Source organism: Bradyrhizobium niftali (assembly GCF_004571025.1).
Classification (GTDB): Bacteria; Pseudomonadota; Alphaproteobacteria; order Rhizobiales; family Xanthobacteraceae; genus Bradyrhizobium; species Bradyrhizobium niftali.
Map to the genome: position 1 here is coordinate 22,632 of NZ_SPQT01000005.1, position 12,340 is coordinate 34,971.

A 12,340-nucleotide genomic window follows, 5' to 3' on the forward strand; every position below is an offset into this window, starting at 1 on the left:
GTCTTCCTGATAGCGTTCCCGCGCGACGAATGCTTCCGTCTCCAACAGTTCGCCAGCCTTCCGCTTCAGCGAGCATTCGATCCTGACATCTGGAACAACCAGGGACGATCTACCGTCATCAGCCCTGCTCTCCTCCGCAGTCGCACTGACCACCCATATTAGCAGAACAGGGACGAGAGACGGGTTGAGCCCTAAACAGCGTATTATTGGCGCCCCCCTCAACCTGCACGAAATCACCGCCATGCGTTATTCCGCGCTGACTGAATCGCGGCGCTTGACGGCACCTGACGTGGGACCGAACCGTTCGGACGGATCGCGTCCCACCTTCAGCTTCAACTGCGCTAGGTCCATAAATTCGTCCGCCTGCCGCCGAAGTTCGTCGGCGATCATCGGCGGCTGGATTGCAATGGTGGAAACCACGGTCACGCGGACGCCGCGACGCTGCACGGCCTCGACCAGGGAACGGAAGTCGCCGTCGCCGGAGAACAGAATGATCTGGTCGACGTGCTCGGCGAGTTCCATGGCATCGACCGCGAGCTCGATGTTCATATTGCCCTTCACCTTGCGGCGGCCGCTAGCGTCCACGAATTCCTTGGTCAGCTTGGTGACAACCGTGTAGCCGTTATACTCGAGCCAATCGACGAGCGGCCGGACCACCGAATATTCGAGATCCTCGATCGTCGTGTAATAGAACGCCCGCAGCAGCGTGCCGCGGCTTTGAAATGCCCCGAGCAGGCGGTTGTAGTCGATGTCGAAGCCGAGCGCCTTCGCGGTTGCGCGGAGGTTGGGGCCATCGATAAAGAGCGCGATCTTGCCGAACGATGACATGCCTCAATTCGCGCTCTTCATCTGTCGTCTCCGATGCTTCAGAGCGGCTGCTGCTGACTGCCATGATTCGGGCATCGATACCTTGGGCCCGTAGGCTACGCTCCTACAAACACAGTACGCAACGAACGAATAATCTCGCTTCTCGCCCGAGTGTGTTATCTCGGCTTCAGATTGGAGCGCTTCGTACAAAAGATCCCGCCATCTCGCTCTGAACACACTCTGTTGCAGCGCTGCTAGAATTGGCTCGAACACGTTCCGAGAAGGTCGCGGCCGCGCCACACTTCGTGTAACGCACAAATACTGCAAGTGAGCCTGAAGAAACGCATGCCGTCAGCACAAGAGCAGCCGTATGGTTGACGCTCTGATGGAGGTGGGGTGCACGTTGTGGACGAACAACTACGAACGACAGCGCAACGTGTCTTCCTGAGCTGGCGGGAAAGGGTATTTCAGGCCGCGTGGCGTCTCTTTCCCGAGCTGAAGGTGAGCAAGGGGTCGGCCCCACCTAATTTGCCAGCTGTTGGTAACTGGGCACGCCTTCGTGGGCATGAGTTTGATGAGCGTTGCGGCAAGGTTCTCTGGATATATAAGAACCGGGCCGGTGTGAAGTGGATTGTCGGCGGTGACGGCCGCGTTCTGCCAGATGAACCGCGCATCATTCACCTGTACGAACTGGAAAAATTATCGTGACCTTCGGCTGACATCCAAAATTGTACTTGGCTCCGGCCGACGTGAATGGAGCCGCGGACGCGGCTCTTTGCTCTACGCAGAGCGATACCTTGGTCGGCAAGTCGCCTCGATTATGACCTGGAGAGGCGAGTCAAAACGCCTGCGCGACTTTGCTACCCCAGGCGCTCTTTTGCTGGAATCGCGGACTGTGACGAGGCATAGGCGCCCGAAATGAGCTTGTAACAACAACACGCCCTTTGCTCGAGGCACTTGTGTCCATTAATCTGCAAGACACCGCGCATCTTGCGGATCAGCCCTCGTTCTTCGAATCGGCTTAGGGTCTGCGTGACTCCAGCGCGACGGAGTCCCAAGACAGACGAAAGGTAGTCATGGGTAACTGGCAGCACGCCAGCGTCAACAGCATCACTCGCCAAACAAAGCCAGCTCGCAAGCCTCTGTTCGCGATCGTGCCGAACCCCGCACAGTCCTGTCTGAACGCACTGAAATGTCAGCGCTTGAACATAATCAAACAGATGCTCTCGGATCTCAGGACGCTCCTTTATCAGCCGACGCAACTCCTCGACACGAATCCTGTGCGCGCTTCCGGGAAAGAGCACCACAGATTGATACGTCGAAAAATGTCCTCCCCACAAAAAAGAAGCACCAACCACACCCCGATATCCTATGACGGCCGTTTCAAGCATGCTTCCCGCCGCGACAACCCTTAGCGAGACGAGGCCCGACTCTATGAAATAGACGTGCTCGACATTCCTTTTCGGCTCTTGCAGAACCATACGTTCTTTCAGGACGATCGGTTCAAGGCACTCCCCTATTGCCGCGAGGCCTTCCAGAGAAATTCTGGCCAGGATCGCATTTTTGACAAGGGGCCGCTTTTTAGGACGCAAGCTATCGGGCCGATGAAGCATCGGCTGTTCGCCGCACGCTCCCTTGAGAGCGGCGTCTCCCGAGCTGTCCAGCGCTTCGAGGAGGGCTGGCACTCGATCAGTCATAGTGCGGTCCGTCTCATAGCGCGCGGAAATCTGCTGGAATAACCTGGCACTGTAACAAATTTTCCATATTGATTTCTGCAATAGCCCGCGCGTTGAGGCTTAAATCCCGCGCTTAGATGCTTTCTTTGATGAATTTCAGCGCCCCGGCCGGGCCGATGGGGTGGACTCCGCCGCGTGAGCCAAACGCACCGCCATTAAGGCAACCACGCCTCTCAGAGAACATTTCGGATATCACGCGAGCGCTTAATCATGCTCCCTCTGTGCCGGAGCTCATTATTCGAAGCGAATTGGTTCTGATGCCCTCCAGACAATCAAACAATCTTTCCTCAACAGTGCGGATTCCAATGATCGCGCGCAGTTATTCCAATCTGATGCCGCGCAGCGTTCTGATCTGATCGCGCGCAGGTGAAGCACCCGATCGTTAGGGTAATTGGCTTATCGTTAGCCCGTGGTCAAGCGGCCACCGAAGAGATCATGTCTGAAGTTTGATGATGGTCGCTCGACGGAGTGAAGCTGAGCGGACGCGCACCCCCAACAGTGCCGTAGCGGCCGGTCAGCTTCGCGGGTTGCAGTCTCGGTCTTCATCGGCCGACGATGTGATCAAGGCCGAGGAAGGACAGGCGGTCGACGCATGGATTCACCGTTCAGTTCGAGCCTGTGAGCATTGTGAAGCAGGCGATCAAGTATGGCATCAGCGTAAGTCGGGTCATTTATGAGCTCATGCCATTTGGCAATTGGAAGCTGGCTGGTGACGAGTGTTGACCGACGGCCGTAGCGGTCCTCAAGGATTTCGAGCAGATAGTGCCTGGCATTGGCGTCGATGGCCTGGAGGCCCCAATCGTCCAAAATCAGGAGCTCGACCGCGGCGATGCTCTTCATGCGCGAGGCAAGTCGGCCATCGCCCCGGGCAAGATCCAGTTCTTCGATCAATCGCGGCAGGCGAGTATAAAGTACAGATTGGTTGTCCCGGCAGGCCTTGTGACCAAGCGCACAGCTAAGCCAGCTTTTCCCGACGCCGGTCGGCCCGACAATGGCGCAATTCTCGTGGTTCTTGATCCAGCGGCGCGCGGCGGAAAAGGGGGGAGCATGGACAGGCGATCGGCCGTTCGCGTGGTGGGCGGACCACGAAAATCCACGCGCTGAGCGACCCTGATTGCAAACCTTGCGCGTTTCATCTCACTCCGGGTCAAGACGCAGATATTTCCGCAGCGTCAGCCCTTTTGAAACTCGCGCCGCCGATGTCTACCCTCATCGGAGACAAAGGCTACGACGGCGACGGCTTTCGCGCCGAAATCGTCAATCGCGGCGCAAAGCCGGTCATTCCAAACAAATCCAACAGGGTGACCCTCCACAGTTTCAGCAAGCGCGCCTATAAAGGGCGCAACGTTATCGAGCGCTGCTTCTGTCGGCTCAAGGATTTCAGGCGTGTCGCAACTCGGTATGACAAACTCGCCAGGAACTTTTTGGCTGCCGTCCACCTCGCCGCCATCGTCGCCTATTGGATCAATTGAGTCTGAACCCTAGTTCGGCTTATGCGGTCTGCTCACGTATTTCCAGGCGCCATTGAGGTGCCCTCAGGCAGTCCGCCGGTACTAGATGTGATTGCGACCTTAATGGACTGGGGGAGACTTGAGACGTTTGGCGTTAGGCTGAGATTTTTTGTCCGCCAGCCAACGCGCAAGCTGGTGGCAGGTTTGGTGGGGCAGTGCCAGCGCTCGCATGAAAGGTGGCCGATGTCACGAGGCCTAAATGCCGCAGCGGGATCTCTCCTGGGCGATCGTGACCGGGTCAAGGCCCAACATCACGTCGCGATTGATACCGAAATGGAGCCGATAGAGCCACCAGATTGCGCAGCACCGGTCAAAATCGGAGAGTGCCCGAGCGCGCTTTATTGCGGCCGCGACCAGCGCTATTGGGTTCATGACACGTCTCATCTGGAAACCCGTCCGTCTCGGGACCAGTGCTCTAAATTTTGTGAGTTCTTGTCGGTGACGGTCCGCTGTCGCGCGCCTGCGTCGGCAAAGGATTGGGAGCTGAGGTTCATGTTTGCCATGGAATTGCGCGCCTCGACTCTTGATGAGAACACATATGTGTCCGACCTGTCCGTAACCTTACGATGCAAGTACTGCTTCCCCAAACACCCAGATCTGGTAGTGCCAATTGACAGCACTCTTATGCGATAGTTACGCGGTGGCGCGCGTTAGTTCGCAGACCCGATGCTGGTGCCTCGAACCGATCGGAGTCGATGGCGTTGGCTGCACCTCGAAAAACGGGGCAGCGCGGGTCCGGAGCCATGTGATATCGCCTCGACTTGTCGATGGCCGGTGGCCCATCCTGAGTTTTATTTGCGCCTGATGAACCCGCTCCTCGCGACTGGCCGTTAATTGGAGACGGTGATCCGCTGCGACTTCCTGCCGCTGTGGGGATGCGGTCAACGAATGTGTATTCGTCATTTGAACGACTCGCCGGCCGACCACCTAACCGATTGGACACGCGATAATACGAGGGGATCCGGCACCGCCCGGATCTGGGATTTCAAAATCGGCGGCCTCGTGGAGGTTCGTTGCGCTGTCGGCGGCGCGGCTGGCCGACTTCATGGCTGCCGATCTGTCCACGCTCGACCTTCTGGTGGTCCAAATCGACGGGCTGCATCTCGACGACGATCTCGTGCTAGTCGCCGCGATCGGGGTTGACGGCGAAGGCAACAAGCATCCGCTGGCGCTGGTGGAAGGGGCGACCGAGAATGCCGCAACAGGCCCTGCTGGACAACCTGGTCTCGCGCGGGCTCGACCCGACGGTGCCAAGACTGTTCATCGCCGACGGCGCGAAGGCGCTGTCGAAGGCGATCCGCCGCACCTTCGGTCCGGCCGCTGCGATCCAGCGCTGCCAGATCCCCAAGGCGCGCAACATCATGGAACGCCTGCCGAAAGAGCATCATGCGGCACCCGTCGGGTGCTGCGCCAGGCCTGGGAGCTCGATGACGCCGGCAAGGCCGAAAAATTGATCCGCAATCTCGCGCGTCGACTCGACCAGCAATGGCCCGGCGTAGCGGCCAGCATCCTCGAAGGCCTCGACGAAATCCTAACTGTCGTCCGGTTGAAGCTGCCGAAGGAGCTTCGTCGATCGCTCGCCTGTACCAACATCGCCGAGAACATGATGGGCACCATTCGCCGCGTCACGCGCAACGTCACACTGGCGGGATGCCGGTATGGCCTTGCGATGGGTCGCGGCCGGCATGATCGAGGCCAACAAGGGCTTCCGACGATTGAAGGCGCATAAGCAATTGTCGGTTCTGCGTGCGACTCTTCAAGCTCGCCACAATCGCATGACGATCAACCCCGTTGCCCACGTCACGAGGGCCGCGTAACATTCATTCCGGCAACGTCGGCCCGACCTAGTTCAACAGCGATCGGGACATCCCCTGCGATATAGCCAGGGCAGCCAAGCGGCCCGCCCACCACACGGGTCCGGTACGGTCGACAGCGCGTTGCGCAGCCTGTTGCGGCCTTCACGAATATTGAGACCAAGCGAATACGACTTTGGCGCGCACCTCCCACTCTCTGGGGACCATGCTTCAACTGAGCAGACAATGCATTTTCATGCTGTGCGCACACGCATGCTCTAAGACCAATTTCCTGGTCGCGATGACCGGGTTCGAGGAAGTCTGTACTTGCCACGCCTATACCGCAGAGAAGATCCTTTGTGCCAGCCTCGGGAGCGATCGGTTTCATTTTGGGTGCGCGCGCTGTTCGGGCGGTCAGCGGCCGCCAGTGAGCATGGTACGCAATCGGCCACGACAGCTGCTGTTCTTTTGTGAATTGCCGCACAGGTTTCGTCAGCTTTTGGAAAGCTAGCGTGAGTACAGAGCCGCTAGGGTTAGCGAGGCGTGGTAGAGACAGCGCCATTACCAGAATGGGACAGCGCCGAGTCACGTTCCTGCTAACCTCAATCTGCAGCGCAGGCGCGGCAGGGACAGCCCCCGATCCAGTCCCAACCGACCGGCGCCGAGTCGCGCCCGCGCTGCTTCCGGTGGCGGAGAAACGAGCCGCACTGTCATGCTTTTTCAGGCACGGACACCCGTCGCTTGTGCCGAGGGAGATCGACGACGTTAAATTTAGTGGCTCGCGTGGACTTTCAAGCGATCGCTTCCACACCTCCCGTCTTATCCCGCCAACATTTCCCGGGCTTTGACATGAGCGGCAGCGTGTAAGCCTTTTTCACGCAGCGGAGCGTTTTAGTATGCTGGGTATCTCCAATCTCTCCGTGAGGTAGCGTATCAGCGTAGAAAGTAGCGGACGATCCAACCAATTCAGGTAGGTGATTTGCAGTCGTTCTCAGTCTACAACTTGGCAGCACCCTACAGGGGGGCAAAGTGTCAGGCTGGATACCGAATCGGGCAAGGCCGGCACTAAAGTTAGCGGCGCGTGGCAGGGACAGCGCTTTGCAGGGATTGAGCGCCGAGTCACGTCGCCGTTAACCTTTTTCGTCCCTGGGACAGCGTCGTCTTCGCAGGGTTGCGCACTAGTCCAGCTAGGCGCCCTGCGGTACTTCTCAAAATACCACTTGGTAGCGCCGTGAGGGGCGTGCCCCTCACGGGAGCAAAGGTGGCCAGTTTTGGCTGACTACCGAGGCTTGCGGCATCTGGCAGGCACAGCGCTTTCACCGTTTCACTACCGATGGCCGAGCCACCGGCTAGTTCTCGCTAGCATGTCGGCTATCAAGAGCTAGCATCGGACTTTTTCATGGCGCCAGTCGCGTCTGCGCCGCTCTCCGTGTTCTGCAACAACTCTTTCCTGACACCCTCGTCGCTCTTGGCACTGCTCGGCAAATCGAAGTCTCTCACCTGAGTGACCTTGGGATATGCCGGCCCGCGGCGTTCGAATGGTCCGGACAACGCCCAAGCCGAAAGCTGTCAGCTAGCCTCAACCGCGCGCCGACTCCCAATCGGTTCGGGCTCAGACATCATGGGCAATGATGCGCGCGGCCATCTGTTTGACTTGATAGTCGCCGATCCAATTCGCGACGTCTCACCGCTTGCCCTCGCACTATCCCCTGCCCGTTCCAAGTCAACACTGCGGGTTGTTTTGGCCGCCCCTCTTGTGCAGTTGATGGCTGCTGCCAAAGGGGATTACACTTGCCGTACTGCGTTTGATTTGAACTGGTCGTTATTCTTGATAACCGACCGGCGCGCGTTCCTTGACCTTTTCAGCTAAGAGAGTTCGCCGTCGTGCCTCTTGGGCGGGCGGAAGATGTCTAACACTTCGTATCATGGCTGTTGGCGGCGTCGGAACGTCCACAAAGATGTAGTACCGGTAGAGGACATTTTCAGAGTCGAGAGAATGAACGAGATTAGAGTCGCTGAAACGCGCTGTCTGCACTATCCAGGGATGAAGACCACTATAACCTTGGCTGAACGGCTGTCGCTGCGATCGCGGTAGTTTGCGCCGGCGCATGTGATCGGAGCTGCAACTCCATTTCGTTGAATGGAGGACCATCGCCTCAGCCAGCATCTTTGCTCGTCTCGAGGCCGTTCGTGCGAGTTGGGCAGCGGAATCGAACCCGAGGCAGCAGTTCGGGTGAGCGCCGGTCATCCCCCGCAAAACCTACGCCGCTGCGAATTGATAGACCGTCGACATACCAGCGCTTGTGCGGGCCGTCCCAGTAGCGTCCAGGAAAGCCGACACGGTGGCACGCATGGGATAATTCGGTCCTAAAACCTTCTGATTTGGTGATATTTTTAGGTAGGTTATAGCCAGTGGTTTGATGACCATCGAAATGGCTGCTTTCGCGCATGAGAGCTCGTGCGCTGGTGGCTTACAATGTGCGCCGGATCCGCGTCCAGCGCGGTATTCCGCAAGAGCAACTGGCTTACGATGCGGGAATTGATCGCTCCTACATGAGCGGACTTGAGCGCCAACAAGCGAACCCGACAATCGATCTTCTCGATCGCCTTGCCGAGACCCTCGGCGTAGCTGTCTCCGAGCTGTTTGTTCGGCCATCCAAGGGCGCGCCGCCACCTGCAACCTTACCTAAAGGTCGCAAGCCGAAGCCGGCACGCGGCAAAAGGACTTAGCCCCAGACAAATACCAGCTGAGATGCAAATCTTGTGCGGTACCGGCGCAGGTAACACGCTTCCACGAGGATTTCATGCGTTGCCGACCCATGATACGCAGCGATCCGGCTATGGGCATCGAATAATGTGATGGATGTTGGCGCCGGAGGGGACAATGGCGGCTCAAGACGATGAAGTTCCTTTAAATGCCATCCGCGCATTTGTGACGGTCGCCCGCGAAGGCAGCGTCACGCGCGCGGCGACCACTTTGGGAACAACGCAAAGTTCGGTCAGCCGGTATTTGGCTGTGCTGCGGGATTATCTGGGTGCTGATCTTATCGAGCGGCGTGGACGGCGCAGCGATTTGACCGAATTCGGGAGGCTATTCGCAAACGCAGTGTCTGAACCGCTCGAAACTGTCAGCTTCACCGCGAAGAGAATGCGACGCCGTGCAGGCGTAGGAACGAATCGTATTGTGGTCCGCACGTCACTATCGACCTTTGCGTTCTCTCTTCTTATTCCAAATCTGCAGGCTTTCTCTTCTGAAGCGGGTGGCGTTGTTGTGGACATCGTCAGCTCGCTGGCGCCGCCGACATCTTCGGATGATTTCGATATTTTGATTACACGGGATCTTTCCGTCATCGAACCCGCCGACAGTTGGGAAATCTACAAAGAGGAGCTGGTGTGCGTGGGCCCGCCAAATCTCGTCGGGGGTAAAGAGCTCTCGATTGTCCGCTCAACCCCTATACTGAACATCACATCGCGCCCAGACATCCTGCCGACATGGCTGAGGGCCATGAACCTGTCTTCCAGCGACATACGAGCGGGCGCGCGATATGATCACAACTATCTTGCTTTGCCGGCGGTCATGACAGGAAAATGCCTTCTTGTAGCGCCGGAAATCATCGTCAGTGACCTCGTGCGAGGGGGCGCTTTGCAAATCATCCCTGGCACCCGCGCTCCAAGTGGCATGCAATATCGCGCCTATGCCGTAGATCGCAGCGCGCACCCCGAGATCGCACGTTCTTTTTGCCGATGGCTGGCTCGTCTCTGCAAAAAGGTCGCACCTGTGCAGGCTGTCTGAGGTCTAGCGGTGTCCCTCAATTCGGCTCAGCAGGAGATCAATGCTCAAGTCTAAAGCATGATCCGGAAAAGTGCGAAGCGGTTTTCCGGAAAGATCATGCGTAAACAACGACCTAAAGCGCGATGACGATTCATCAAAATCTCATCGCGCTTTAGAGCGCTCAACTTAAGAAGACTATTCGAGCACAGTCGTCAAAGCCTACGCAGATGGCGCCGTTCTGGTGCAGCAATCAACACGCCAATAATGAGAAATCGTAGCGCAAAGACTCTATCCTGGCCGCCATCGTGCCATGGCAGAAGAATTGGCAGGCAAACGGAGGTGGGCCGTTTATCGCGCCGCAACCCTTTACTTGTCATCCCTGCCCCTGCGTTTGGTGAGTAATGCTCGCCAGCGAAGGCGCATGAGGCGCCGCCCCAGCTTAACAAGTCGAATCGTTCGGCTGCGCAAATCGTCTGTTTTCCAGCCGCGCTCGGCAATACGACGGATTCCAAACAGGCCCTGCGCGATTTGGCGGTAGCTATTTCCTTCCTGCCATCCATCCACAGCGCGCAGCGCAAGGATTAGCCGACGCTGCTTCAAGGCAGGCAAAGCAAGAGGAGGCATTCCAAGCGCCCGACGCTCAAAGGCGAGCCAAAATCGACGTGCGGCCCCCAAGCGAAGCTCGAAATCGGCATCGAGCGGCAGATCAACGAGGACAGCATATCCGCTTGCCGGAAGCTCTCTTAGCCAGAGGCGATGCTTCGTGCCCCCGAGCGGCACGATCGCATGCCAACCATCCGCCGCACGGCGAAGCTCGCTGCCCGGCAAATTGTCGAAGTCAAGCTGATAGGTTTTGGGCGCAAGGCAGTTGGCCGCCCGCACAGAAAGTACGGTCGGCAGCATCTCGGGTGCCCAGAAGACTGCTTCCTTGTCGAAGGTCTTTTGCGGATCAGCAGGAAAACGAGAGTCCCCACTTGCGTCGGAACTCGCCCGCCGCTGCGCTTGAACGTTCGCGGCGAGATAGCCGCTCATAATCCTCTTGGTAGTCGCGATCCCGGCGCAGCCACTCCCAGGCCAGGTCGGCAGCATCCGCCTTCTTCAGGCCGCTGTACGCTTCCTCAGATCTCCAGTCAGTATTCGGCATCGCACCTTTCCCGCGCAATTTTCCGGCGCGGCGGAATGCAGCCGATGATTGTGGCGCTTTCCGGCTGCTTGCTTACCGTGTGCACGCCTTGAACGCACTTAATCGATGGAATGATCAATTTTTACGATCGCGACGCATTCTGGCGCGCCTGATATCCGCGCCGATCATTTTTTTGGCCAACCGCTACGTAGCAGGTCGCGATAGCCGTGGCCCGCTAGCCACTTGGCCCGAGTCAGATGACTTTCGAATGTGCGTCGCGCTCGATCCGGCTCAACGGTGGGGTCAAGCCCAAGCACAATTCGCGCGATCTCGCGCCAATCTGCCTTGTCAGCGTCCGCATCAAGCAGTCGCATGTAGGCAACAGCGTGCTCCCTGTCATATGGCGTGAGCTCGTCGACGCTGGGCGCCAATTCTGCGACCTTCGGCTCGGCTGGCACTCCCTGAAACTCCTACCCAGCTGAAAAATCTACCGAAATCAGAGCAACGATAACTAATCTGAGTTCGTTTTGGTACCCGTCCAATGGTCGCACGCCGACTTCCTTTTCGCGCTGAGATGCAATGGCATATTGGCTCACACTGACCTGGTGGCTCCGTCCTGCGCTTTCCCTTTTCATCCCAGTCCATACCGCAAGCGATTGCAGATGTGCCCTGTAACTGGTCGCCCTTGCTGTTCTGTTCCTGGCGGAAGGCATGGTGCTCCATGGTGACCGGCCCGGTCGTACTCGTGAAAGGCAATCACCAGAACCGGCCAACTGGAGAATATTCGCTTCCCTTTCGCCCCGTAGTTGAACATTCGTCCTATCTAGTTGCGGTGCTGGGAAAACGCCGCCGGTACCTCCGAGCGCTATTTCTTCTCTGCCACTAATGGCAAGCTATTGCCCCACGAGAACGCTTGTGATGGTCAATGAGAAGACGGGCACGCGCTGGCTGCACCTGCATCTCACCGTCGCCTGATTCCTTCGAAGCAATTGAGAAGGACAGCCACTACTGCTGCGAGCTTATCGTAATAGTCTGGCTATAACCAGTGGTTTCATAATCATCGGAATGGCTGCCTCTGCGCATGAACGCTCGTGCGCTTGTGGCCTGGAATGTGCGCCGGATCCGCGTAGAGCGCGGCATTCCGCAAGACCAATTGGCCTATGATGCCGGGATCGACCGCTCATACATGGGGCGCATTGAGCAGAAGAAAGAGAACCCGACTATTGATCTCCTGGAGCGCATCGCCTCGACTTTGGGTATTCACTTGTCCGAATTATTCACGCAGCCGGCTAAAGGTGCAATGCCTCCCAAGCCGATGTCCAGAGGGCGCAAGCCGACACGGCTTCGCCGAAGCAAGACGTAAATATTGAGCGAGCCATGTTTCGGCGAACGCTTGGCGGAATCGAGCCGGAGCGGCCGACGCGCTTCATGGATCTACAGCCGGCGCCTCCGATCTCCTGCTCCAGCCGGTGTGGCCCCAGCAGGGTTCCGCTTAGCGTTTCCTCGGAGCGGCCTGTTCTAAGGCCGAGCATCTTCGAAATGAGGTTGCGCCGCTCGCCTAAACCTACCGACGACCCCTTGAACCCGCGGTTTTCGAA

10 protein-coding genes and 3 pseudogenes are annotated in these 12,340 nt (G+C 57.9%); 6 read left to right on the plus strand and 7 right to left on the minus strand.

What is annotated here, in order from left to right; translation table 11 throughout:
- Positions 1-246: 246 nt before the first annotated feature.
- Positions 247-828 (minus strand): LabA-like NYN domain-containing protein, encoded by a 582-nt coding sequence (locus tag E4K65_RS12435; protein ID WP_135174406.1) that lies wholly within the window; start codon positions 826-828, stop codon positions 247-249.
- Positions 829-1,203: 375 nt separating this feature from the next.
- Here E4K65_RS12435 and E4K65_RS12440 point away from each other — a divergent pair, with 375 nt between their 5' ends.
- Positions 1,204-1,515 carry a hypothetical protein gene (locus E4K65_RS12440; RefSeq protein ID WP_135174407.1) on the plus strand — a complete coding sequence of 104 codons (312 nt, stop codon included), beginning with the start codon at positions 1,204-1,206 and terminating at the stop codon, positions 1,513-1,515.
- 152 nt (positions 1,516-1,667) lie between these two features.
- On the opposite strand, the gene E4K65_RS12445 is transcribed toward E4K65_RS12440, so the two are convergent.
- On the minus strand, positions 1,668-2,504 hold the full coding sequence (locus E4K65_RS12445; protein ID WP_135174408.1) for a Crp/Fnr family transcriptional regulator: 837 nt from the start codon (positions 2,502-2,504) through the stop codon (positions 1,668-1,670).
- A gap of 600 nt (positions 2,505-3,104) precedes the next feature.
- Positions 3,105-3,539, minus strand: a pseudogene (locus tag E4K65_RS12450) (ATP-binding protein); the annotation flags it as partial.
- Positions 3,540-3,580: 41 nt separating this feature from the next.
- On the opposite strand from E4K65_RS12450, the pseudogene E4K65_RS12455 reads away from it, so the two are divergent.
- Positions 3,581-4,015: pseudogene (locus E4K65_RS12455) on the plus strand (IS5 family transposase); the annotation flags it as partial.
- Positions 4,016-5,015: 1,000 nt separating this feature from the next.
- Positions 5,016-5,871, plus strand: a pseudogene (locus E4K65_RS12465) (IS256 family transposase); the annotation flags it as partial.
- A 2,132-nt stretch (positions 5,872-8,003) separates the two neighbouring features.
- Here E4K65_RS12465 and E4K65_RS12470 read toward each other — a convergent pair.
- Entirely contained in the window at positions 8,004-8,297 is a 294-nt protein-coding gene (locus tag E4K65_RS12470; RefSeq protein WP_135174410.1) for a hypothetical protein, read from the minus strand.
- On the opposite strand from E4K65_RS12470, the gene E4K65_RS12475 reads away from it, so the two are divergent.
- Positions 8,296-8,577, plus strand: coding sequence for a helix-turn-helix domain-containing protein (locus tag E4K65_RS12475; RefSeq protein WP_035730210.1), 282 nt, complete (start codon positions 8,296-8,298; stop codon positions 8,575-8,577). The two genes, E4K65_RS12470 and E4K65_RS12475, sit on opposite strands and share 2 nt — an antisense overlap.
- 154 nt (positions 8,578-8,731) lie before the next feature.
- Positions 8,732-9,640 carry a LysR family transcriptional regulator gene (locus tag E4K65_RS12480; RefSeq protein WP_135174411.1) on the plus strand — a complete coding sequence of 303 codons (909 nt, stop codon included), beginning with the start codon at positions 8,732-8,734 and terminating at the stop codon, positions 9,638-9,640.
- A gap of 345 nt (positions 9,641-9,985) precedes the next feature.
- Here the strand turns inward: E4K65_RS12480 and E4K65_RS12485 are convergent, their stop codons facing one another.
- The 3 genes from E4K65_RS12485 to E4K65_RS12495 all read right to left on the minus strand — a co-directional run bounded on the left by E4K65_RS12485 (position 9,986) and on the right by E4K65_RS12495 (position 11,200).
- On the minus strand, positions 9,986-10,651 hold the full coding sequence (locus tag E4K65_RS12485) for a DUF2285 domain-containing protein (protein ID WP_235885595.1): 666 nt from the start codon (positions 10,649-10,651) through the stop codon (positions 9,986-9,988).
- Complete coding sequence (locus E4K65_RS48645; RefSeq protein WP_135174413.1) at positions 10,569-10,763, minus strand: transcriptional regulator domain-containing protein; 195 nt, start codon at positions 10,761-10,763, stop codon at positions 10,569-10,571. The genes E4K65_RS12485 and E4K65_RS48645 overlap by 83 nt, the downstream gene beginning before the upstream one ends.
- A gap of 164 nt (positions 10,764-10,927) precedes the next feature.
- Positions 10,928-11,200, minus strand: a complete 273-nt coding sequence (locus E4K65_RS12495; RefSeq protein WP_135174414.1) for a DNA -binding domain-containing protein — start codon at positions 11,198-11,200, stop codon at positions 10,928-10,930.
- Positions 11,201-11,823: 623 nt separating this feature from the next.
- Between E4K65_RS12495 and E4K65_RS12500 the strand changes: the two genes are divergently transcribed.
- Positions 11,824-12,105 (plus strand): helix-turn-helix domain-containing protein, encoded by a 282-nt coding sequence (locus E4K65_RS12500; protein ID WP_135174415.1) that lies wholly within the window; start codon positions 11,824-11,826, stop codon positions 12,103-12,105.
- Positions 12,106-12,340: the final 235 nt, after the last annotated feature.

Coding starts and splice junctions, on each gene's coding strand:
- E4K65_RS12435 (WP_135174406.1), bottom strand. CDS start 828: ATGTCATCGTTCGGCAAGATCGCGCTCTTTATCGATGGCCCCAACCTC.
- E4K65_RS12445 (WP_135174408.1), bottom strand. CDS start 2,504: ATGACTGATCGAGTGCCAGCCCTCCTCGAAGCGCTGGACAGCTCGGGA.
- E4K65_RS12475 (WP_035730210.1), top strand. CDS start 8,296: ATGAGAGCTCGTGCGCTGGTGGCTTACAATGTGCGCCGGATCCGCGTC.
- E4K65_RS12470 (WP_135174410.1), bottom strand. CDS start 8,297: ATGCGCGAAAGCAGCCATTTCGATGGTCATCAAACCACTGGCTATAAC.
- E4K65_RS12480 (WP_135174411.1), top strand. CDS start 8,732: ATGGCGGCTCAAGACGATGAAGTTCCTTTAAATGCCATCCGCGCATTT.
- E4K65_RS12485 (WP_235885595.1), bottom strand. CDS start 10,651: ATGAGCGGCTATCTCGCCGCGAACGTTCAAGCGCAGCGGCGGGCGAGT.
- E4K65_RS48645 (WP_135174413.1), bottom strand. CDS start 10,763: ATGCCGAATACTGACTGGAGATCTGAGGAAGCGTACAGCGGCCTGAAG.
- E4K65_RS12500 (WP_135174415.1), top strand. CDS start 11,824: ATGAACGCTCGTGCGCTTGTGGCCTGGAATGTGCGCCGGATCCGCGTA.